22 protein-coding genes are annotated in these 21,890 nt (G+C 40.7%); 5 read left to right on the top strand and 17 right to left on the bottom strand.

Translation table 11 applies throughout. From position 1 onward, the window contains the following. Window positions 1-11: 11 nt before the first annotated feature. A complete protein-coding gene (locus B7E05_RS05230; RefSeq protein ID WP_245832978.1) occupies window positions 12-1,169 on the top strand; it encodes an MBL fold metallo-hydrolase in 1,158 nt (385 codons plus the stop codon). Window positions 1,170-1,184: 15 nt separating this feature from the next. Next, window positions 1,185-1,448 carry a DUF3006 domain-containing protein gene (locus B7E05_RS05225; RefSeq protein ID WP_080873057.1) on the top strand — a complete coding sequence of 88 codons (264 nt, stop codon included), beginning with the start codon at window positions 1,185-1,187 and terminating at the stop codon, window positions 1,446-1,448. A 121-nt stretch (window positions 1,449-1,569) separates the two neighbouring features. Here B7E05_RS05225 and pdxT read toward each other — a convergent pair whose 3' ends face one another. Together pdxT and pdxS are read right to left on the bottom strand one after the other, a co-directional pair. Next, window positions 1,570-2,175 carry a pyridoxal 5'-phosphate synthase glutaminase subunit PdxT gene (pdxT, locus tag B7E05_RS05220; protein ID WP_080873055.1) on the bottom strand — a complete coding sequence of 202 codons (606 nt, stop codon included), beginning with the start codon at window positions 2,173-2,175 and terminating at the stop codon, window positions 1,570-1,572. Between the two features lie 23 nt (window positions 2,176-2,198). Further along, complete coding sequence (gene pdxS, locus B7E05_RS05215; RefSeq protein ID WP_080873054.1) at window positions 2,199-3,089, bottom strand: pyridoxal 5'-phosphate synthase lyase subunit PdxS; 891 nt, start codon at window positions 3,087-3,089, stop codon at window positions 2,199-2,201. Window positions 3,090-3,207: 118 nt separating this feature from the next. On the opposite strand from pdxS, the gene pdxR reads away from it, so the two are divergent. Both pdxR and B7E05_RS05205 read left to right on the top strand, forming a co-directional pair. After that, the gene (pdxR, locus tag B7E05_RS05210; protein ID WP_080873053.1) at window positions 3,208-4,605 is read left to right on the top strand and encodes a MocR-like pyridoxine biosynthesis transcription factor PdxR; all 1,398 of its coding nucleotides are present in this window, start codon (window positions 3,208-3,210) and stop codon (window positions 4,603-4,605) included. A 205-nt stretch (window positions 4,606-4,810) separates the two neighbouring features. Further along, entirely contained in the window at window positions 4,811-6,226 is a 1,416-nt protein-coding gene (locus B7E05_RS05205) for an alanine/glycine:cation symporter family protein (RefSeq protein WP_080873051.1), read from the top strand. Window positions 6,227-6,282: 56 nt separating this feature from the next. On the opposite strand, the gene purU is transcribed toward B7E05_RS05205, so the two are convergent. Both purU and B7E05_RS05195 read right to left on the bottom strand, forming a co-directional pair. Further along, entirely contained in the window at window positions 6,283-7,176 is an 894-nt protein-coding gene (gene purU, locus B7E05_RS05200; protein WP_080876226.1) for a formyltetrahydrofolate deformylase, read from the bottom strand. Between the two features lie 123 nt (window positions 7,177-7,299). After that, a complete protein-coding gene (locus tag B7E05_RS05195) occupies window positions 7,300-9,186 on the bottom strand; it encodes a TcaA NTF2-like domain-containing protein (RefSeq protein WP_080873050.1) in 1,887 nt (628 codons plus the stop codon). A 268-nt stretch (window positions 9,187-9,454) separates the two neighbouring features. Between B7E05_RS05195 and B7E05_RS05190 the strand changes: the two genes are divergently transcribed. Beyond that, window positions 9,455-9,925, top strand: coding sequence for an Hsp20/alpha crystallin family protein (locus B7E05_RS05190; protein ID WP_080873049.1), 471 nt, complete (start codon window positions 9,455-9,457; stop codon window positions 9,923-9,925). Window positions 9,926-10,023: 98 nt separating this feature from the next. On the opposite strand, the gene B7E05_RS05185 is transcribed toward B7E05_RS05190, so the two are convergent. From B7E05_RS05185 to B7E05_RS05125, 13 genes are all read right to left on the bottom strand, one after another. Next, window positions 10,024-10,986 carry a Gfo/Idh/MocA family protein gene (locus B7E05_RS05185; RefSeq protein ID WP_080873048.1) on the bottom strand — a complete coding sequence of 321 codons (963 nt, stop codon included), beginning with the start codon at window positions 10,984-10,986 and terminating at the stop codon, window positions 10,024-10,026. 246 nt (window positions 10,987-11,232) lie between these two features. Continuing rightward, window positions 11,233-11,853, bottom strand: a complete 621-nt coding sequence (hxlA, locus tag B7E05_RS05180) for a 3-hexulose-6-phosphate synthase (RefSeq protein ID WP_080873046.1) — start codon at window positions 11,851-11,853, stop codon at window positions 11,233-11,235. A gap of 12 nt (window positions 11,854-11,865) precedes the next feature. Then, a complete protein-coding gene (locus B7E05_RS05175) occupies window positions 11,866-12,816 on the bottom strand; it encodes a sugar kinase (protein ID WP_080873045.1) in 951 nt (316 codons plus the stop codon). A 30-nt stretch (window positions 12,817-12,846) separates the two neighbouring features. Beyond that, window positions 12,847-13,515, bottom strand: a complete 669-nt coding sequence (gene rpiA / locus B7E05_RS05170; RefSeq protein WP_080873044.1) for a ribose 5-phosphate isomerase A — start codon at window positions 13,513-13,515, stop codon at window positions 12,847-12,849. 31 nt (window positions 13,516-13,546) lie between these two features. Further along, a complete protein-coding gene (locus B7E05_RS05165) occupies window positions 13,547-14,833 on the bottom strand; it encodes a TRAP transporter large permease (RefSeq protein ID WP_080873042.1) in 1,287 nt (428 codons plus the stop codon). Continuing rightward, window positions 14,833-15,318, bottom strand: a complete 486-nt coding sequence (locus B7E05_RS05160; RefSeq protein ID WP_080873041.1) for a TRAP transporter small permease — start codon at window positions 15,316-15,318, stop codon at window positions 14,833-14,835. The genes B7E05_RS05165 and B7E05_RS05160 overlap by 1 nt, the downstream gene beginning before the upstream one ends. Before the next feature lie 14 nt (window positions 15,319-15,332). After that, window positions 15,333-16,364 (bottom strand): TRAP transporter substrate-binding protein, encoded by a 1,032-nt coding sequence (locus B7E05_RS05155; protein WP_143833179.1) that lies wholly within the window; start codon window positions 16,362-16,364, stop codon window positions 15,333-15,335. A 132-nt stretch (window positions 16,365-16,496) separates the two neighbouring features. Then, on the bottom strand, window positions 16,497-17,123 hold the full coding sequence (locus B7E05_RS05150) for a bifunctional 4-hydroxy-2-oxoglutarate aldolase/2-dehydro-3-deoxy-phosphogluconate aldolase (protein ID WP_080873040.1): 627 nt from the start codon (window positions 17,121-17,123) through the stop codon (window positions 16,497-16,499). 11 nt (window positions 17,124-17,134) lie between these two features. Continuing rightward, a complete protein-coding gene (gene hxlB / locus B7E05_RS05145) occupies window positions 17,135-17,692 on the bottom strand; it encodes a 6-phospho-3-hexuloisomerase (RefSeq protein WP_080873039.1) in 558 nt (185 codons plus the stop codon). A 17-nt stretch (window positions 17,693-17,709) separates the two neighbouring features. Next, on the bottom strand, window positions 17,710-18,714 hold the full coding sequence (locus tag B7E05_RS05140) for a LacI family DNA-binding transcriptional regulator (RefSeq protein WP_080873037.1): 1,005 nt from the start codon (window positions 18,712-18,714) through the stop codon (window positions 17,710-17,712). A gap of 274 nt (window positions 18,715-18,988) precedes the next feature. Then, window positions 18,989-19,750 carry a LamB/YcsF family protein gene (locus B7E05_RS05135; protein ID WP_080873036.1) on the bottom strand — a complete coding sequence of 254 codons (762 nt, stop codon included), beginning with the start codon at window positions 19,748-19,750 and terminating at the stop codon, window positions 18,989-18,991. A 20-nt stretch (window positions 19,751-19,770) separates the two neighbouring features. Then, window positions 19,771-20,916, bottom strand: coding sequence for an NRAMP family divalent metal transporter (locus tag B7E05_RS05130; protein WP_080876224.1), 1,146 nt, complete (start codon window positions 20,914-20,916; stop codon window positions 19,771-19,773). Between the two features lie 81 nt (window positions 20,917-20,997). Next, entirely contained in the window at window positions 20,998-21,771 is a 774-nt protein-coding gene (locus tag B7E05_RS05125; protein ID WP_080873035.1) for a putative hydro-lyase, read from the bottom strand. Window positions 21,772-21,890: the final 119 nt, after the last annotated feature.

Raw genomic sequence — 21,890 nt, 5'->3', positions numbered from 1 at the left:
AGAATCACGTTTTGAAAAACATATTATATGTTAGTTTGTTTATGCTATTTATATTACTGGCTGGCTGTAACACAGGGTCAGATGCTACAGCTCAATCTGATAAAGTGGACGGTGATTTTAAAGCGCATTTTATCGATGTCGGGCAGGGGGATTCCACATTGTTTACAGTGGAGGATGAAGGGGAAGAGACGGTTATCCTATTTGATACGGGGGACTGGCAAGGGGATGAAGTAGTTCCATATTTAGAAGCTCAAGGAATTTCAGCTATTGACTTGGTTATCATCAGTCACCCGGACGCGGATCATATCGGACAACTTTCCAAAGTGCTCGATCAATTTGCTGTCGATGAAGTTTGGATGTCTGGTAATGAAAGTACATCGAATACGTATCAGACAGCCATGGAGAAAATTTTATCTAAGGATGTTGGTTACCACGAACCGCGTACTGGGGAAGAATATGAATTAGGACCGGTTGAATTGGAAGTACTGTATCCTGACGACATATCCGGTGAAGTAAATGAAGAATCGGTCAGTGTCCGCTTAGCTTATGAACAGATTTCTTTTGTCCTGACCGGAGACGCTGGCGTAGAGGAAGAAAAAGAAATGATGGAATCTTCTTCTCTCCAAAGCACCTTTCTACATTTAGGACATCACGGTTCCAACACCTCAACCGATCCTGCTTTTGTAGATGCAGTGCAGCCGCAAACGGCAATTTATAGTGCTGGCGAGGACAATTCTTATGGTCATCCAAGTCCGGAAGTCATTGATTTATTAAATGATAAAAATATAGAATGGTATGGAACGGATGTTGACGGGACGATTGTCATAACGACAGATGGCAAATCTTATTCGATAGAAACAGAAATGGATTCAGAGATGAGTGAAGCCAATCCAGATGATGAACAAAATGGAGCCGAAGAGGAAGCAATTCAAGATGGACCAGACAACTCTTCAGCTGCAGAAGAAGAAACAAATGAAGATAGTTGCATCGATTTAAATCGTGCTTCCAAAGAAGATTTAACAGCGATTATTCATATCGGTGAAGAACGGGCAGCGCAAATAATAGATGAACGTCCATTTGACAGCTTGGAAGAAATCGAAAAAATAAATGGTCTCGGTCCAAGCAGAATTGCAGATATAGAGTCAGAAGGCTATATTTGCGGCTTTTAAAGGAGTTGGATAGCGATGAAAGGCATCATTGACCGATTCGAAGGAGATTTGGCTGTTATTTTAATAGAAACAGAAAACCGGGAAATCCACATTCCCAGCAAGGAGCTCCCTGCAACATGTACAGTAAAGTCTGTTGTGCATATCGAAGAATCATCGGAAACGTATCCTAAAATCACACTGGATGCAGCGGCTGACCAGGCGAATAAACAAAAATCCAGCGACCTGCGTAAGGCATTATTAAACAGGGAGAAAAACAGTAAGCTAAAGAGAAAGAAGTAACACCTCTTAATCATTGAAGCATATTAAAAAGGCAGCAACTCCGTCTTCTGACGAGATTGCTGCCTTTGTTTTATCGCAGTATAGCTGGAGGAAAAACCCCCCCATTGAGGAAAGTTTCACTTTATGAAACCGTAGATACCGTCTGCTCTTCCACCATCGAAAGAAATAATTCTAAAAATCGATTATCGTCTGTTAATTCCGGATGAAAAGCTGCTGCTAATAAATTATCTTCTTTTGCAGCTACGATTTTATCATCATAGGTTGCTAAAACAGTGACATTTTCCCCGGCCGTTTCAATATAAGGTGCACGGATAAATACTGCTGGATAAGACGTTGTCATGTCTTTCACATCTAAAGCAGCTTCAAAACTATCCTTTTGTCTGCCAAATCCGTTTCTTGTTACTTGAATATCCATTAATCCCAGCTTTACGGGATCCTCCGTACCCGGATCATCGGTTGCAAGCAGAACAAGCCCGGCGCATGTCCCAAAAATCGGCTTTTTTAACTGAGCAAAGGTGCGAACAGCTTCTATCAGATTATTTTTCTTCATCAAACGCCAAATAGCTGTACTTTCTCCGCCAGGGATAATGAGACCATCGACATCCTCCAGCTGCTCTTTATTTTTGATAAGCATTGTATCATGTCCCAAATGATGCAGATGCTTGGCATGTTCTGCGGTTGCTCCTTGCATACCGAGAATGCCGATTGTATATTTACGTTCACTCATCGTACTCTCTCCTTCACCAAGACTTAAAAACTGCGATCCTGCATTCTATCTTCTGCTTGTAATGTTTTCATATCAATACCTTTCATTGCTTCACCCAAGTCTTTCGATAGCTCCCCAATCTTCTGATAATCTTGATAAGCTGTGGTAGCTTCAACAATGGAACGAGCAAATTTTTCCGGATGTTTTGATTTAAAAATACCGGAGCCTACAAATACACCATCGGCACCAAGCTCCATCATCAGAGCAGCATCCGCTGGTGTTGCCACACCACCTGCTGCAAAGTTTACGACCGGTAGTCTTCCCTCTTCTTTAATTTGTAATAAGATTTCAAATGGTGCTCCTAGCTCTTTTGCTTCGGTCATCAGCTCATCCTCGTTCATATGTACAATTCTTTTTACCTGTGATTGTACTTCACGTAAATGACGTACGGCCTCCACAATATTTCCTGTTCCAGGCTCTCCTTTTGTACGTAGCATCGAAGCACCTTCTCCGATACGGCGGGCTGCTTCTCCTAAATCGCGGCAACCACACACAAACGGAACCGTAAACGGCTTTTTATTCAGATGGAATAAATCATCCGCAGGGGTCAGCACTTCACTTTCATCAATATAGTCCACGCCCAGTGATTCCAAAACCCGCGCTTCTACAATATGACCAATACGAGCCTTTGCCATGACCGGAATCGACACAGCTTCCATCACTTCTTCCACAATCCCAACATCTGCCATTCTCGCTACACCACCTGCAGCACGAATATCAGATGGTACTTTTTCCAAAGCCATAACGGCAACGGCACCAGCTTCTTCTGCGATTTTTGCCTGCTCTTTATTGACTACATCCATAATGACGCCGCCTTTTTGCATTTGCGCCATTCCTCTTTTAACACGTTCTGTACCAGTTACTCGATCTGTCATGTTACTTCCTCCTTGAATTTTTCATTATTTTTTTATTATTATAAGAATAAGATGACATGAATGAAAGCGCCAATTTTATAAATTTTAATGAGGTCAGTTTTCAGGAGGAGGAAAAAACATGGATCTACTATCTGTCCATTTAGACAAAACAAATGACATCGCCTTATACGAACAGCTCTATGAATTTATTAAACAGGAGATTGTACAGGAACGACTTCCGCATGGGCAAAAACTGCCTTCCAAACGAAAACTCGCCAACCATTTGGAAGTAAGTCAAAACACGGTAGAAACAGCTTTTGAACAGCTTGTTGCTGAAGGGTATATCACTTCTCGTCCAAGGAGAGGATTCTATGTTCTGGCACATGGAGATTTAGAATTTATAGAACAGACAACCAAAAAAGAGGCTCCTAAACAAGACGAAAAACCGGCTACGCTATTTGATTTTTCTCCCAATAAAATAGATACAGAAGCATTTCCTTTTTCTGCATGGAGAAAATTAAACCGGCAAGTGATTGATGAAGCGCATCATGATTTACTGTTACTTGGTGAAGCACAAGGCGACAAGGTACTCCGTGAAGCCATTGCGCATTACGTTTACCATGCACGTGGTATTGACTGTGATCCTGATACCATCGTGGTTGGAGCAGGAGTGGAAGTTTTGATGCAGCAGCTGCTGTCCTTGCTTCCGGACTCGACGGTATTTGGCATTGAAGACCCCGGCTATCAGTTAATGGTAAAATTGATTACGCATTTTGGCTTTTTAGGACGTCCCTTATCCATGAATGAGGAGGGGGTATCCATGGAAGCTGTACATCTTTTGGAACCTGATTTTATCTATGTGACCCCTTCCAATCATTTTCCATATGGCACTGTTACTTCTATCAACCGGCGCAGCCAATTACTGCAATGGGCCAATGAAACAGAAAGTCGTTACATCATTGAAGATGATTATGATAGTGAATTTCGTTATACAGGGAAGACCATCCCGCCAATGAAAAAAATGGATTTTAATGATCGAGTTATCTATCTGGGTTCTTTTTCGAAATCGCTCATTCCGTCCCTGCGGATCAGTTACATGATTCTGCCGAAAAAATTATTGGAACAATATCGGAACAGACTCACCTTTCAACATTCGACCGTTTCACGAATCGACCAGCATGTACTGGCACACTTTATTCAGGATGGATATTTTGAAAAACATTTAAATCGGATGCGGAAAATATACAGAAGAAAGTTTGAATTGGTTCATGAACTTTTTGAACCTTATAAACCTTCTATTCAGCTTCTTGGAGAGCAATCGGGGCTGCATGTCGTCTGTGAAGTAAAGAATGGCCTAACAGAACAAGAAATACTCCAAAGAGCCAAGCAGCAAAAAATCAAACTGTATTCCATTTCCTATTATGCTACGAAAGATGCGATTGCCTCCTATCCGCAATTTGTGATCGGGTTTGCAGGAATACAGGAGAAAAAATTGGAAGAGGCTGTCAAACAAATGATTGATATATTTCAACTGTAATTTTATGTTATAATAAATTATTCTTTTAAAGTGTATGTTCAAAAAGTATCAATGCGCTTAGGCGGAATGACTGCGCCAGACGCATTCACCTGCTATTTTAGGCGAGTTGCAATTTTAGATTGAACGCTTTACACAAGATGCTTGGGCATATACGAGAAATGATAGGCGACTGTCCATCAATCAAACAGGGAAAGGAATGAAGATAATGGATATTTTCGAGTCCATTCTGGGCCATGTGAATGATTTTCTCTGGTCTTATATTTTAATTATTGTTCTCCTGGGCTTAGGCCTTTACTTTACCATAAGAACCAAGTTTGTTCAGTTCCGTTTACTGCCGGAAATGTTTCGTGCGGTTGCGGATAAACAATCCTACAATTCCTCCGGCAAAAGAGGAACCAGCTCCTTCCAGGCATTCGCAATCAGTGCTGCTTCCCGGGTCGGCACTGGTAACATGGCAGGTGTTGCATCCGCCGTTGCGCTCGGCGGCCCCGGCGCATTATTCTGGATGTGGCTGATTGCTTTGCTTGGCGCTGCAACCGGATTTGTAGAAAGTACTTTAGCTCAGCTGTATAAAGAAAAAGACCAGAATCAATATCGCGGTGGACCTGCGTATTATATGGAAAAAGGAATGAATAAACGATGGCTGGGGATTATTTTTGCTATTATGATTACTTTTACTTATGGTCTGGTATTCAATTCTGTGCAGTCAAATACCATCAGTATTGCATTCCATTCACAGTTTGATATCCATCCTGGCTGGATTGCTGTTGTCTTGACCATCTTTATCGCTATCGTTATTTTTGGCGGCTTAAAAAGCATCGCAAATGTATCCCAGGTTATTGTCCCTTTTATGGCTATTATCTATATTGGATTAGCACTGCTTATCTTAATTATGAATATAACAGCCTTGCCTGATATGTTTGTCCTTATTTTCGAAAATGCTTTCGGTATCCGAGAAGTTGCTGCCGGCGGACTGGGAGCAGCGATTATGCAAGGGATTAAACGCGGACTATTTTCGAACGAAGCCGGAATGGGTGCTGCACCAAATGCAGCAGCGACAGCAGAAGTAAGCCATCCGGTGAAGCAAGGCCTAGTTCAAGCATTAGGTGTATTCTTTGATACGATTTTAGTTTGTTCGGCTACCGGATTAATCATTTTATCAGCCGGTGGATTCGCCGGAAGTGAAGAGGACGGTATCGCCTTGACCCAAACAGCCTTCTCCCAAATGCTGGGCGATTGGGCAGCTATTTTTATAGCTATCGCGATTTTCCTTTTCGCATTCAGTTCGATTCTGGGGAATTATTATTACGGTGAGAACAACCTGGCTTATATAAAAGATTCTAAAACCATTCGGTTTATCTATCGTATTGCCGCACTGGCCATGGTTGTGTTCGGTTCGCTGGCTTCCTTTGGCTTAGTCTGGTCGTTAGCAGACGTAACCATGGCGTTACTGGCATTGATTAACCTTTATGCCATTTCTGTCTTGTTTAAAAAAGCCAACATTTTATTAAAAGATTATGTGAAGCAGCGAAAAGAAGGAAAAGACCCTGTCTTTTACAAAGACACTTTGGATGACCAAACCGGCATCGAATGCTGGGAACGGGAAACGGAGAAACAGTAATTAAAAAATAAAGGAGATGCTGTTCAAATTATGAAGCAGCATCTCCTTTTCTTCTCTTATTCAAATACAATTGTTTTATTTCCGTATACAATAATCCGATCTTCCAAATGCCATTTCACAGCCTGCGAAAGCACCCGGCGTTCAATGGACTGTCCAATTTTTTTCAAATCATCGACATTGTGTTCGTGGCCGACCGGTTCTGTTCCCTGCTCAATAATTGGACCTTCATCCAAATCATTGGTGACATAGTGAGAAGTTGCCCCAATCATTTTTACCCCTCTTTCAAAAGCTCGTTCATACGGCTTTGCCCCAATAAATGCCGGCAAGAAGGAATGATGGATATTAATAATTCTGTTTTTAAACACATCTACAAAGGTTGGGGAAAGAATCTGCATATACCTTGCCAGAACAATTAAATCAATATCATAGTCCTCTAAAATTTCTTTTTGTTTCGCCTCTACCTCTTGTTTGGTTTCTTTCGTAATCGGCAGATGATAGAAATCAATCCCCAATCCTTCCACCAATTGCCGGGAATTTTCATGATTACTGATAACAACTGGAATATTTGCCATTAAATCACCGCTTTGCCATTCCCATAACAACTCCAGTAAACAATGCGGCTCTTTGGAAACAAAGATAGCGATATTTTTCAATTCGTGGACAAGGCTAAAACGCCATTCCATTTGAAAACGGTCTGCAATTTCCTGAAATTCCTGCTTTAATTTTTCTATATCTGTTCCAGGCTGATATTCAAAATCAAGGCGCATGAAAAACTCGCCACCTTTTGGATTTTGCGTATATTGATTAGACGATACAATATTTGCCTGCTGGTTCCATAAGAACGTAGAAATTGCTGACACAATGCCCGGCTGATCTGGACATTTAATAATTAATCTCGCTCTATTCTCATACCGGTCTTTATAAAAATCTGTCCGTTTATCTGTATACATATTCACTGTCTAACTTCCTCGCTTCATTTATATTCGTAATTTATAGATTATCGGAAAAAGGGGCACAGGGTCAAGTATTTTATTAGAAATAAACAGCCAGAAGTTTCCCCCTGGCTGCATCGATTATTCTAAATCTGACAGTTGATAGCCATCATCTGTTGATACTACCGTATACGTCCACTGGTAATCTTCTGTTTCCGTATTGCCGCTTTCATAAATTAATTCAATTGTCTCGCTTGTTGTCACTTCCCATGTCTCTGAATCAACCTCTTCTATACTATCTACAGATACGTCCACAACCTCTTGCTCCAAACCATCATCAGATAGCCGGTCCACTAAATCACGCTGCATCGATTCCAAGTTGCTGTCGGGAAGAATAATGGAGGAAAGAACATTATAATTTGCCGTATTAACAGCATCCGCCAAACTATAGACGTAGCTTTCCACAGTCCATTCAATTATTTCTTCATCCCCCACATCGGAACTATCATCTTCCTCATCCGATACAGTTGAATCAGTATCTTCCATAGTTTCTTCTGCTTGAACGCCTTCGTACTCTTCACCCGATGCTTCCAAAAATGCATATTCCGAATTGCCCGGGAAAATTTCTTCTCTGAAATCTTGAATAACCCATTCTTGGTTGTCTGTTTGATATTGGACAGTAAAAGTTGTCTCTTCACTTGTTTCTTCATACTCCGAATCCGGATCATAACTCCCTGTCATATTCAATTGAACAGGAATTTCAAATGCCGGATTATCCGATGAATCATCCGCTACATATTCCGCATCGGAAAAAGCTACTCCGATTTCATCCAACCTGCCGCTGAATCCATTATTATCAAACATACTGAACAGTTCATCCTCTAAATCATCACCTAATTCATCGGAAACATTTTCAATCACAGAAGCATCCAATTTTGCTTTCGCTTCAACATAGTCTTCACTGAATCCGGTAATATCCCCTGTTATTGCTTCTTCTGCTTCATCTGTGAATAAACTGTTGATAGACACATCATGTTCTTTGTCGGTAATCGCGATTGGTTCTATTTGCACCTCTCCCCAATCCGTATTCAAAACACCAGTTAACTCCATCGATCCATCCAGCAAAAGCGGACCGGCAGTCACATAATCACTATCCGTATTCGTTTCCAGAGGCTCTTCATTAATCATCAGTTCCATCGAATTATAAGGAAAATCACTGTCAAACATTTCATAAAAAGTGACTTCCCCTACTTCTAATTCCGAATCATAGCTATTATCTCCATTTATGTTCATTAAAGAAACATTCCGGTTTTTTTCAGCTGCTCCATAATCTGTTTCAAAACTGCTCGCCGCCTCATAAATACCAGGAGCTAAAGGACCGTATTCAATATGTTCCGAAGATGCGTTGACCTCTGTAAATTCCTCGCCATTGAATGTTGTTGTTACACCTTCGACATTGGAAAGGACCGTAACATTTTGCGGTTCAGCTCCGATATGGTGTTGTGTAAAAACCAAAAATGCCTTATTATCTGATTCTTCTACCCCAAAAACTGGCAATGCATCAAAGATTAATTCTGGATCTTTTTCACTTATCTCAGCAACGCCTTCTGTTTCTTTCGTCGCTGCCACTGCTTCTGCTTCTGTATCAGAAATCTCTTTACCATCGACAGTAACCATCTTTTGAATTGCTGCCGTATCTCCTTCAGCTATTGCACTCGCAAAACGCTCTGCTGTTTTTTCCGCTGAATAATAAGTATTTCCCCAGACTCCTAGACCAATGCCGCATAATACAAGCAGGCCAATAATTGCCGTCATTATTTTCTGTTTTTTTGACATCGGCTTCTTATCTTTCTTTACTTGCCGTGTCTGCTGGCCGCTTTCTGTGCTGTTTTCCCCGCTACCCGTTTGTGCGGCAGAAAAGCTTTCTTTCTTCTGCGATACATCTTTGTTTACCTTTGTTCCACAATGCTTACAAAACTGGGCGCCATCCGCTAATGGCTCCCCACATTCTCTACAAAGTTTACTCAATCATTCTTCTCTCCCTTCCATTATTTCGGACATTCAACGTTTTTCGGTTCAAATTTTCTGTATCTTCGTTGTTCTATTATCGCTTATGTATGTAAAAAATTTAAACATTTCCGTATCATTATCGTCTTCGTTTCTTATTTATCTTCCCCACTGCTTTCCTTCCATCCTTCCAAAACATTGACGCACAGCTTTAGCCCATGCTGCATAGAATAGTATTATCCTGCACGATTATAAGGCAGTCAAACGTTACCGTAAGGAGGTTATTCTAATGGATTCTGGTAAGAAAGACCCCCATTCTGATAAAAAAAAGGTGTTTCCTGAAAATTGGAATATTGATTTTACCCCCCTTCAAGAGTTTGTTGATCGGATGGATAATTTATTTTCCCGTTCTTTTAAGTCTTTCCAAGGGCAAGTGCTTCATGACTTCCCTGCCGAAATCATAGAAAAAGATAAACATATTCTTGTAAAAGCAGAAGTCCCCGGATATAGCCGTAAAGATATTCAAATTGAAGTAATAGGAAATCAAATAAAAATAACATTGCATAAAGACGAATCCATATCATTACAGACAGATAAAGAAACCGTGCATAAAAAATCCACCCAGCGCAAAGAACGCATTGTCACACTCTCTTTTAATATACCAAAAAACAGCATAACAGCAACCCTTGAAAATGGAATTTTAATGATAAATATCCCAAAACAGTCCATATCATCCCATATTGTAGATATTAATGACTAGACTATATTTAAAACACCATCTTAAAGAATCTGTTCTTGAAAAAAAGAGCTGTTGCCAAACAATTGCATGGTTTGCAATTAGCAACAGCTCTTTTTTTATTACATCCCTGCCTGGCTCCGTGCCTCCTCTAACACTTCAGCAACGGCAATTGTATGATTGATTAATTCCTCAAATGTTTTTTCGTCCTTCTTGTTGATCATCCGGTTAAAGTGAATAAACTCATAAGAAAGCCGCGCACGATCCTGTTTCACGGAAATATCTTTCGTTTTGCCGTCAATGGTGATTTTCACACTTTTGGCACCATTGGCACCGGGCTTAATATACATATATCCTTTTTCTCCTTGGATGGAGACAAAGTTTTCACCGGTTGTATCTTTCGCTCCGACACAACTTGCTTGAAAACCGGGGTAAGAGAGCAAAGCAATACCGGAAGTATCCACACCATTATCAAATAAGTTCGCTTTATAAATAACCTCTGAAGGCTTTCCAAACAGACGCATAACAAAATGCAGATTATAGACATTAATATCAGCTAATGCGCCGCCTGCAAATGCAGGATCAAACATATTGGTTACTTCACCAGCTTTTAATTGATCATAGCGGCTGGAATATTGACTGTAATTAGATTGAATTAACCGGATGTCTCCTAGCTGTTCAATATGTTCAGACAATTCTAAAAAGTTAGGTAAAAATAATGTCGGTATGGCTTCAAAAACAAATACATGATTCTGTTTCGCTGCTTCCTTCAGCTCCCTCGCCTCTTTTGCAGTCGGGGTAAAAGGCTTTTCACAAATAACATGCTTTTTATTTTCTATCGCTTGCAAAGCCTGCTTCGTATGCAGTTTATTGGGCGAAGCAATATATACCGTGTCCATCTCCTCATCGGCAAAAAAGGATTCCAACGATGTATAGGTTTTCGGAATTTGAAATTCTCCAGCCAATTCATCCGCTGTCTCTTGCTTTCTGGAATATGCAGCAACCGGTGTTACATCCTCAATCGGCTCAATCGCCCGTAACATCTCCTGAACAATTTTACCAGATCCAATGGTGCCTAATTTCATACGAATCAACCTTTCTTATGGTTTAATAATGCATTAATGCTATTATACTAAAGATGCTTGAATTTTTAAAAGATACTTTTCTTATCCAAATCATCACCTTTTTACTAGTTAATACTAGAATAACACAGGTTGTCAAAACCTGTGTTATTCTATAAAGTACAACTGCCGTTTTTAGAGGGCAAGGAAAGACCTGCTGTTTACTATGGCTATATTTTTTTGTGAATACCTGAAAAGCTCGCTATTACTTTAATGCATCATATAAGATTTTAATGTCGCTGCTATTTTTTGTGGATTTTCCTGACCGGTTATTGTACTCCCTACAATAATAATGGCAGGATGGTTTTCTACAATGCCGGCAATGGAATCCTCATTAATTCCTCCTGCAACAGCGACTGCCAAGCCGGTCCCCTCTGTTAACTGGAATAAATCTTTATGAAAAGCCCCTTCCTTTTGCTGGTCTTTCCCCACATGAAGGCTTACCAGATTTACGCCTAAAGAAGCCAATTGTTCTACACGATGTTTAGATTGGATTCCCAGTAAATCAATCATAATTTGTCCACCCAATTTCTCCGCTTCCTGTAAGGCATCTTTAATGGAAGCATCTGCTGAAAATCCCATCACCGTTGTTATATCAGCGCCCGCTTCCAGAGCCTGCCTGACTTCATGCTTGGCGGCATCACAGGTTTTCATATCTGCCAGAATTGTTTTATCCGGAAAAAGCCTGCGCATCTCCCTGACAATAGACATACCGTACGCTTTGATGACTCCTGTACCGATTTCAATGATATCGACATATTCCCTCGTATCCTCTGCCAATTGGATACATGTATCCTTTGGTAACCGATCCAACGCTAATTGCAATCTCAATACGGCTCCTCCTTACCGATCAATCCGTTCTACTTCTCCTAATCTTTCTTGCACATCTTCATAATAGGGCAGCCCTTCGTTATCGCCTGCCACACCAACAACCATCGAACCGATCGTATTTGCAAAATGCAGACTGCGTTCTAAATCCCAATTGTTCAGATAACCGTAAAGAAAACCGGCATCAAATCCGTCGCCAGCTCCAACCGTATCCACCACTTTGGAAGCTTGAACAGGGTCTGCTTGGACCGTTTTTCCTTGATCATATCCCACAGAACCTTGTTCACCACGCTTAATAATGACAGTTGGAATATCAAATTCTCTGGTTTTCTCAATAATTGCTTCCGGATCATGCTCGCCGATAATGATATCCATTTCATCTTCTCCTGTGAGCAAAATATCCACATGTGGAAGAATATCTAATAATACCTTTCGTGCTTCTTCTTTTGTCCACATCTTCAGACGAATATTGGGATCAAAAGCAATTTTTACATCATGTTTTTTTGCGAGACGGATTGCTTCCATCATCACTTCCAGGTTATCTCCGCCAATAGCCGGGAAGATACCGGTTAAATGCAGTACCCGTGCATTTTTAATATAGGCTTCATTTAATCTTTCCGATTTCATCGTTAAGGTAGGTGACTTATCACGGTAAAAAAAGACTCTGACACTGCCATCTTCCATTATTTCTTTAAAATTTAATGACGTCGGATAACCGTCAACCAGATTCACTTCCTGTACATCAACGCCTTCTCCCCTTGCAAAGGTAAGAATCGTTTTCCCAAATTCATCATTCCCCAAGCTGCTGATGTACCCCGTTTGAAGTCCAAGCCGTGAACAGCCAACAGCTACATTCAGCTCAGCACCTCCAATATGCTTTTTAAATCCATTTACAAATTTCATCGGCCCTGTTGCTTCTGGATTAAAAACAATCATGGCCTCTCCTAGTGTAATAACATCTTTCATTTTAATCCCTCCAAGTTCATGTCTGCGGTTTCATAACCTTTTTATTTTTCCATTTTCCGAAATAATTACTTCATTCACCATATTGATAAATATACCTGTTTCTACTACACCAAGCAGTGCTTTCATTTCCTTATGCAAGCTTTCTGGCTCTTCTATGCTTTCAAATTGGCAATCAATAATGTAATTGCCATTATCCGATACAAACGGCTTTCCTTCCTGATATCGCAAGGCAGTATGACATCCTAATTTCTGAAGCTTCTTTTCCGTTACTTCCCAACCAAAAGGAATCACTTCTACAGGCAAAGGAAAAGCTCCTAATCTTTTTACCAGTTTGTCTGCCCCTGCAATCACAATAAAATAGTCTGCATGACTATCAACCATCTTTTCCCGAACCAACGAACCTCCGCCTCCTTTAGAGAGATGAAGATGTTCATCGATTTCATCGGCACCATCAATGGCAAGATCTATATGACTATTCTCAGCAAAGGTGGTCAGCGGAATGCCAAGTTCATTGGCTAGTTTCTCAGTTTTTTTAGAAGAAGGAATTCCTTTGATCTGGATCCCTTCTGCTTCTATTCGCTCAGCAAGTTTTTGTAACATATAATTAACCGTTGAACCGGAGCCGATTCCAAGTATCATACCATCTTTCACCCGTTCAGCGGCTTTTTCTGCCGCAATCTGTTTATCAGATAGTTCCATCTTTTGTATGCCTCCTTTTTAGTGATTTTTATTAAAATAAGGATGGACTGATTAGTTTAGGAATATAAAGCGCCATATCCGGGAAGAAAGCTACAAATAACAGAACAACCAACACAATTGCAATATATGGAACGACTGCCACAAAGGACCGTTCTATCGACATATTTCCTATTTTTGCTGCAAGCAGCAAACAGAGTCCATATGGCGGCGTAATCAATCCAATCGCAAGTGTCATAATGATAATTAATCCTAGATGCACCGGATCCATTCCGAATTCTAAAGCAGTCGGCAATATAATAGGTACGAACAGAATCATTGCTGGAATCGCATCCATAAATGTACCAATGAATAAGAAAAACGCAATAATAATAAGGATAAATAACCATTGTGAACCAATATTATTTTCGAAAAATGCTTGTGCAGTTGCTCCCAATTGATAATAGCTCATCAATTCTCCAAGAGCGCTGGCTGCTGCCAGAGCGAATAATGACAAAGAGCTAAGTGCCAGTGTATCAAATAAAATCTTTGGAAAATCTTTTATTTTTAATGTTTTATAATAAAACATACAAACAATTGCTGTATAAATAGATGCTACTGCCGCAGCTTCTGTAGCGGTAAAAAAACCAGATATAATACCTCCAATAATAATAACAGGTGTTAATAAAGCTGGAAATGCATCTAAAAATAATGTAAACAATTTCTTCATTTCAACGCGCTTATCTCTAGGATAGTTTCTTTTAACAGCTATCACATAAATTAAAATCATCATACCCAAACCGATTAAAATGCCGGGAATAATTCCTCCCAAGAATAAAGCTCCAACTGATGCATTCGTCAGCCCTGCAAAAATAATCATTGGAATACTCGGAGGAATGATTACCCCGACAGTTGAAGATGCAGCTGTAACCCCTACAGACGTTTCTTTATCATATCCTTTACGCTCCATACTGGGAATAAGAATTTTCCCTACGCCTGCTGTATCTGCCTGCGATGCTCCGGATACACCAGCAAACATCATCGACACCAACACGTTTGCATGTGCTAACCCGCCGCGAACAGGCCCAACAATGGCCAAAGCAAAATCAATTAGCTTTTCAGAAATCTTTCCTGAATTCATCAGATTAGCTGCCAGAATAAACAATGGAACAGCTATCAATACGAATGAATCCAGACCATTTACCATGGTCATAGCGACAGTTGCTTCCGGAGTATAAGGAATAATCAAGATACCAATTAAAGCAACTATTCCTATGACAAATGCAATCGGTACGCCGATAAACATCAAGACTAAGAATACACCTAACAGCAAAAATCCCATTATTCATGAACCTCCTTTGCATTTAACTTCTGTACATGCTGAACCATATGAGAAAGTGTATAAACCAGCATTGTACCTGCCATAATTGGTATTGCAATCCAGACATATCCCATTTTCATTTCCGGAAGCGTTGACCATGTATAATTCCAAAATTCATTGACAACCTGCAAACCTAATAAAAAGATACATACATTAAAGATAATTAAAACACTGTCATTAACTAGACTTAGAAAAATTCTTTTCTTCCCTTGTAGTTTTTGCTGCAAGAAATCAAAGTTAAAATGTTCCCGGCGATTGACCATAACTGCAGCCCCCATAAACACAGCCCATATAAAGGAGTAATTGGCTGCTTCTTCCGTCCAAATAATCGATATTCCCAATTGTCGCGTGACAATTTGTAAAACGATAACGAAAAAGAATATACATAGAAAAATAATTCCGATCGTAATTTGTGCCTTCTCCAGCGCCTGTATCGCTTTTTTCATTTGGTCTCCCCCCCTTACTCTTCTGCTAGAGCGCGGATTTTCTCAAGCATTTCTTCGACTTCAATTTCCTCAGCAAAGTCATCTAAAATTGGCTGTGCTTTTTCAATAAAAGGCTCACGATTTACTTCATTAACTTCTGCTCCTTCATCGATAGCTTGCTGTTTATAGTCTTCGTCTTGTTCTAAGGTTACTTCACGTTCTGTCTCAACAGATGCCTCTGCCGCATCCAGCACTATTTGTTGCTGGTTTTCATCTAAATTATCAAATCGCTCCCCGTTTATTAGAAGAAAACGCGTTGTATAATCATGAGCAGTCTCGCTGATATACTTTCCATTTGGGGTTGTATGATGAGATTGCTGTACAAAAAATGGGTATGCGTTTTCAGATGAGTCGACAACGTCCTGCTGTAAACCTTGATATAACTCTCCCCACGAAATACCTGAAGGAATAGCGCCAATTTCTGTCCAAAAATCTGATACAACACCTGATGTCTGTGTTCGGAATGACAATCCTCTCATGTCCTCCGTTGTTTCAACTGGTTTTTTGCCATAATAATGTCTGGTTCCTGCTGACCAGTAACCTAACAATTTAAAAGAGTTATCTGATTTTTCATTGATAATTTGTGCCATTTCCTCTCCTACTTCTCCGTCTACAGTACGGAGCCAATGCTCATAATCATTGAATAAATACGGTGCGGAGAATAAGTCAACTTCACGTATTCCGGTCTGTGTCATAAATCCAGGTGAAACAACGACAACATCTGCTGCTCCCAATTGGAGTTTTTCAACCAGTTCATCTTCTTCTGTACCAATTGTTCCGGCATGAACTTCAACTTCGATAGCACCATCCGATTCTTTTTCCACAACTTCTTTAAATTTTAAAAGTCCAGCTTGGTAAGGATTATCAGGTGATGTCTGGTTATGTGCTGCAATAATTTTTAGCGTCCCGTCTTCTTCCTCCTCAAGTTCATCGTTCCCACAAGCGGCCAAGAAAAGGAACAATGCTGCAACCATACTGAAAATGAAAACGCATTTATTCATTTTCATCATTCGTAACCTCCCTTTTTTGCTACAAAATGAGTGCATCTTTTCTCCCTACATGATAATTTGCAGAAATGAGAGGACATCCAGATGGTAACCAAACTCATTTCTGCTGCTTATTCTTCTTAACTATACTTCCTACTTGGCTAATGCAATAAATTCCTTCGCACGTTCTGTCAGTGCTTGATAATCTTCTTCTGTTTTCAGTTTGGATGCGTCCACCAGATTACTGCCTAGTCCGACAGCTGCACTGCCGTTATCCAGATATTCTCTTAAATTATCTTTGGTGATTCCGCCTGTTACCATAGCAGTTACATGAGGAAGCGGGCCACGGATATTTTTAATATATTTAGGTCCAACTGCATCAGCTGGAAATACTTTTACCATGCGGGCGCCATGTTCATATGCAGTCGTTATTTCTGTAGGTGTGAGCACGCCTGGAATATGTTCTATTCCATAACGTTGACAAAGCTGTAATGTTTGTAAATTCCATGTCGGCGCTACAACAAAGGATGCTCCTGCCAAAATAACAGAACGTGCTGTTTCCGGATCCAATACAGTTCCTGCGCCAACTTTAATTGATTCATCTACATTTGCTGCCGCTTTTGCAATAATGGCATTGACATTTGGCGTTTCTGCCGTAATTTCAACATGATGAATGCCGCCTTCCGCCAAAGCTTCCAGAATTTCTACAATATTTTCTTCACTGGATTTGCGGATAACCGCTACTACTTTCTCTTTTTTGATTCCTTCAATAATAGTCATATCAATGTCTCCTATTCTAAATTTGTATGTTTTTGATTTAAGCTCTCTTCATTACGGTTACCTGGATAGGTTTGCAGTAAATAGACAATGATGCTGTCTAATATCAAGTGCGCAGATTGGTCGAATTGACTGCCCAGCGGCTGAATCGTTTCCGGTTCTGTTTCCAACCGCTTTTTGGTAGCAGCCGGGATGCGGACAATATGATTGCTGTATTTACCAATAGCGGATTGCGCATTGGTTGTAACCAATACAACCGATGCCGTAATATCTTTTGCTTTTTGAGCATAGTTTAACAGAGAAGCCGTCCCGCCAGAACCGGAGATTAATAGTAATAAATCATCCGATTCCAGGCTTGGCGTAATTGTCTCTCCAACGACATATACGGAATAACCGCTGTGCATTAACCGCATCGCAAACATTTTACCTGCCAAACCTGATCTTCCTGTTCCCGCAATAAATATCCGGTTTGCTTTTTGTATTTCCTCTGCCAATTCGGCTGTTTGAGTTGCATCAACCTGTGACAAGACTTCCTGCATTTCTCCAGCGACTGTATGCAATATTTCTCTCATTCGATGATTCTCCTTTTTCAGCAAGATTTTCTTCGGATCAAAATTGGATTAAACCGCACCATTTCCGAATGCCTGTCCGTTTTCTCTTTTAAAATAATCGTAAACAAGATTTCTGCTGCTTTTTCTCCCATATCAAAAGCAGGCTGCGAAATCGTTGTAAGCGGCGGATTATAAAAATCCGCGAATGATACGTCATCTACATTAATAATGGCCGTATCATCTGGTATCTGCATATCTTTCTTGCTTAAAAACGACAGTACTTCATGCAATACACGATCATTTATCGCAAAAATAGCGTCCGGACGTTCCTCTTTTTGAAATAATGCATCCAGCTTTTCATAGATAGTAGGAATTTTCCCGGTTACCAAAGAAACCTTTGGAATAGGATGATTGGTCTGTTGCATTGCTTTTTGAAAAGCATGGACACGTTCCATTCTTGGTGTCACTTGTTTCAGTAAAGGCGGGCTTACTACGGCAACATGCTTATACTCCCCCTGTAATAATGTTTCAGCAGCCAGCCTTGATGCTTCTGCATTATCTAGCAGAATCGTATCTACTTTCAGTTCTTCAACAATCCTGTCCATAAATACTAGTGGATACCCCTCATCCAGCAACTGCTGGTAAAGCGCTACATTATCTCCAGTAGGAAAAGCAATCATGCCATCCACCTGCTTTGCCTTCAACATTTCAATGTACTTTTTTTCTTTCTCCGGCTGATCATCGGCATTACAGACAATCACATGAAATCCTCTTTGATGACAATAATCCTCAATTGCCCGGATGACTTGCGTGGAAAATACATGCAGAATATTTGCTACAATAACGCCTATCGTGGTCGATGATTTTTGCTTTAAACTCCGTGCTACCATATTAGGCTGATAATTTAAATGCTTGACAGCTTTGCCTATTTTTTCACGCGTCTCTTTTCCCATATAGTCAAAACGACCATTTACATATTGGGAAACCGTGCTTTTAGACACGCCTGCATATTTAGCTACATCAGCCATCGTAATTCTTTCCATTTGCTTCACCCATTTATCGTTCATTTGATAAACCGGTTTAGTAAACCGATTTAGATTTAGTATAAATCATAAGAAAGCGTTTTACAATACTTTTTTAAAGTATTCCTTCATTCAGCAAGGGAGTAACAGACGATTTTTCCATATTCACTTTTCTGTATCTACCGTTGAAATATCGCTCCTCTTACATTCTGTTCATACTTGCACGCTACGGTTATATCCGCTGCTATCCATAAGAAAAGCTGCCCCCGCGAGTTGAAGGACAGCCTCTTATTTCCTATTTTTGAAATGCCTGTACCGTAATTCCTGCTTCTTTTACTTTTTCTTTCACTTGTTTAGCAAACGCAAGCGCATTGGCCCCGTCACCGTGAATGCAGATGGTATCAGCTTGTATCATGATATCTTTTCCTTGTGCCGTTTCCACTTGGTTTTCTGTAACCATACGAATCACTTGCGCACTGGCTGTATCTACATCCTCGATAAGTGCATTTGCTTCACGGCGCGACGTAAGCATGCCTGTTTCCTGATATGTCCGATCCGCAAAAACTTCGCTGGCTGTTTGCAAGCCGACTTTTTCACCTGCTTCAAGCAGTTTGCTACCTGCCAGCCCATATAAGATGAGATTAGAGTCGAGATCGTAGACCGCTTGGGCAATTCCTTCGGCTAAATTCTCATTTGTTGCCGCCATATTATACAATGCACCATGTGCTTTAACGTGCTGGAGCTTTCCACCTTCTGATTTGACGATACCTTGAAGTGCGCCGACTTGATATTGCACGAGATCGTAAGCTTCTTTATATGAAATATCCATATTTCTTCTCCCGAATCCAATTAAATCCTGAAGACCTGGATGCGCTCCGAGCTTTACACCGTGTTCCATTGCCAGCTGAACGGTGTTGCGCATCGTTGAAGGGTCTCCGGCATGAAACCCGCACGCGATATTTGCTGATGTAATAAACGGAAGAATTTCTTCATCCGCCCCCATTTTGTAAGCTCCAAAACTTTCTCCCATATCACAATTTATATCTATGGTTAACATAGTAAACTCCTCCCTCTATATCATTTAAATAAATCCAGTAACCCTTCCAGCGCGATGATACTTGCACCAATTGTAAATAAAGCCGTAATTGCCCCAAAGACAATCAACCATGTCGGATGTTTATAGTCACCGACAATTTTTTTCTTTCGAGATGCGATAAGAATGGTGATGAGAATAATTGGTAGGATGATTCCGTTCAATGCCCCGGCAATGATTAATAACCGGACCGGCTCTCCAAGAAAAATAAAAATAACAGCAGATATTGCAATAAAAGCGGCAATAAACCAACTATTATACTTTTCGAAAATAGGATGAAAGGAACGTAAGAACGAAATACTCGTATAACCGACACCAATAACAGAACTGATAGCCGCTACAAACAGGACGATGCCAAACATATAATAACCGATATCACCAAGACCAACGAGAAATGCAGTTGCAGCAGGGTTGTTTTCATCAAGGGTATATCCCGCAGTAACGACACCTAAAAAAGCAAGGAATAAAAATAGGCGCATGAGACCGGTTGTTAAAATCCCGTAACTTGCCGCTTTACTGACAAACCCGACGTTTTCTCTTCCAGTTACGCCTGCATCAACCAATCGATGACCACCGGCAAAGGAAATATAGCCTCCGACCGTTCCTCCAACGATGGTGACAATCGGCAGCAATAATATGACATAATCTTCAGGTACAAATGCACGAACGAATGCTTCTTGATACGGTGGATTGGTCGTAAACATAACATATCCGGTCATAATAACCATGATCACACCAAAAACCTGCATTAAACGATCCATCACTTTGCCGTAATTTCGAATAGAGAAAATAATAATCGTAATCACAGCTGTCATACCAGCTCCGAGCGCCGGAGGGAGATCAAAAAGTACGTTCAAGGCAAGACCGGCTCCGCCTAAATTTGCAATGTTAAATGCAAAGCCTCCAAACACGATAAGTCCGGCAATCAGAAAACCTAAACCAGGCAATACAAAATTGGCTATTTCTTGTCCCCTCATCCCTGATACAGAAATAACACGCCAAATATTAAGCTGCACCCCGATATCAATGATAAGCGAGACAACAATTGCAAATGCGAAGCTCGCCATGAATTCATCAGTAAATGTCGCCGTTTGCGTTAGAAATGCCGGACCAATGGCCGATGTTGCCATCAAGAAAATCGCACCGCGTAAAAATCTGTTTCGTTCTTTCTCACTCAGCTGTCCATGCACATGGAGCCCTCCCTTCTCTATCTACAGGACACCTAATGTCTCATTTTTTATATCCGTAAGAAACATATGCCCCGGTGCATGCGTAATCATATCAAGCTTATTTGCTTTTGCAGCTGCTTGAGGAGTCACTCCGCAAGCCCAGAAAACCGGGACTTCTCCTTCTTTTAATGTCACTGCATCCCCATAATCTGGTTGTGTGATATTTTTTATTCCAATCGCACTCGGGTCTCCAATATGCACCGGTGCACCATGAACATCAGGAAAACGGGAGGTGACTTGCACAGCACGGATGGCATCCGCCCGTTTCATCGGGCGCATACTTACAACCATCGGACCGCTGAACAACCCGGCCGGCACGGTGTCTATATTCGTCTCAAACATTGGCACATTGCAGTTTTCCTCGTTATGTCTGATAGCAATTCCATTATGAATTAACGCCTCTTCAAAGGTGAAACTGCACCCTAGTAAAAAAGCAACAGATGTATCCGTCCAAAAATGTTCTATATGCTCAACGGTCTCCACATGTTCACCAGTTTGATAAACATGATATTTCGGGATATCGCTGCGTAAATCGGAATCCTTGCCTGCAAGTTCCGGCACTGCTCTGCCTGGTTCGGTGACATCAAGTACCGGACAAGGCTTCGGGTTTCGCTGGCAATATAGCAAGAATTCAAACGCCACAGCTTTATCAAGTACAACCAGATTCGCCTGTGCAAAACCGGGCAGGATTCCTGATGTAGGAGCAGACCAGCTTCCATCTCGAATCTTTTTTATAATGCTTTTTCTGTCCTCCATTGCAACCATCCTTTCATGATATAAGCTTGTCAAAAAGGGCTTCTTGGTACATGTCAATCAACTTGTATGACATTATCTGAATCAGATGCTTCGTTTTCCAATATTTTTAGTTGGAAAAC

Source organism: Oceanobacillus timonensis, from assembly GCF_900166635.1.
Classification (GTDB): Bacteria; Bacillota; Bacilli; order Bacillales; family Amphibacillaceae; genus Oceanobacillus; species Oceanobacillus timonensis.
This window is presented reverse-complemented; position numbering and strand designations above follow the sequence as displayed.

What these genes read in the sequence shown, in the direction of transcription:
- B7E05_RS05205 (WP_080873051.1), top strand. Translation starts at nt 4,811, where the DNA reads ATGGATATTTTCGAGTCCATTCTGGGCCATGTGAATGATTTTCTCTGG.
- B7E05_RS05140 (WP_080873037.1), bottom strand. Translation starts at nt 18,714, where the DNA reads ATGGAAAGAATTACGATGGCTGATGTAGCTAAATATGCAGGCGTGTCT.
- B7E05_RS05155 (WP_143833179.1), bottom strand. Translation starts at nt 16,364, where the DNA reads ATGAAAATGAATAAATGCGTTTTCATTTTCAGTATGGTTGCAGCATTG.
- B7E05_RS05190 (WP_080873049.1), top strand. Translation starts at nt 9,455, where the DNA reads ATGGATTCTGGTAAGAAAGACCCCCATTCTGATAAAAAAAAGGTGTTT.
- B7E05_RS05160 (WP_080873041.1), bottom strand. Translation starts at nt 15,318, where the DNA reads ATGAAAAAAGCGATACAGGCGCTGGAGAAGGCACAAATTACGATCGGA.
- purU (WP_080876226.1), bottom strand. Translation starts at nt 7,176, where the DNA reads ATGTATACAGATAAACGGACAGATTTTTATAAAGACCGGTATGAGAAT.
- pdxT (WP_080873055.1), bottom strand. Translation starts at nt 2,175, where the DNA reads ATGAGTGAACGTAAATATACAATCGGCATTCTCGGTATGCAAGGAGCA.
- rpiA (WP_080873044.1), bottom strand. Translation starts at nt 13,515, where the DNA reads ATGGAACTATCTGATAAACAGATTGCGGCAGAAAAAGCCGCTGAACGG.
- B7E05_RS05135 (WP_080873036.1), bottom strand. Translation starts at nt 19,750, where the DNA reads ATGTTAACCATAGATATAAATTGTGATATGGGAGAAAGTTTTGGAGCT.
- B7E05_RS05125 (WP_080873035.1), bottom strand. Translation starts at nt 21,771, where the DNA reads ATGGAGGACAGAAAAAGCATTATAAAAAAGATTCGAGATGGAAGCTGG.
- B7E05_RS05185 (WP_080873048.1), bottom strand. Translation starts at nt 10,986, where the DNA reads ATGAAATTAGGCACCATTGGATCTGGTAAAATTGTTCAGGAGATGTTA.
- B7E05_RS05165 (WP_080873042.1), bottom strand. Translation starts at nt 14,833, where the DNA reads ATGGGATTTTTGCTGTTAGGTGTATTCTTAGTCTTGATGTTTATCGGC.
- B7E05_RS05130 (WP_080876224.1), bottom strand. Translation starts at nt 20,916, where the DNA reads ATGGCAACATCGGCCATTGGTCCGGCATTTCTAACGCAAACGGCGACA.
- pdxR (WP_080873053.1), top strand. Translation starts at nt 3,208, where the DNA reads ATGGATCTACTATCTGTCCATTTAGACAAAACAAATGACATCGCCTTA.
- pdxS (WP_080873054.1), bottom strand. Translation starts at nt 3,089, where the DNA reads ATGACAGATCGAGTAACTGGTACAGAACGTGTTAAAAGAGGAATGGCG.
- B7E05_RS05225 (WP_080873057.1), top strand. Translation starts at nt 1,185, where the DNA reads ATGAAAGGCATCATTGACCGATTCGAAGGAGATTTGGCTGTTATTTTA.
- B7E05_RS05175 (WP_080873045.1), bottom strand. Translation starts at nt 12,816, where the DNA reads ATGAAAGATGTTATTACACTAGGAGAGGCCATGATTGTTTTTAATCCA.
- B7E05_RS05150 (WP_080873040.1), bottom strand. Translation starts at nt 17,123, where the DNA reads ATGACTATTATTGAAGGAATCAAAAAAGAGAAAGTAGTAGCGGTTATC.
- hxlB (WP_080873039.1), bottom strand. Translation starts at nt 17,692, where the DNA reads ATGAGAGAAATATTGCATACAGTCGCTGGAGAAATGCAGGAAGTCTTG.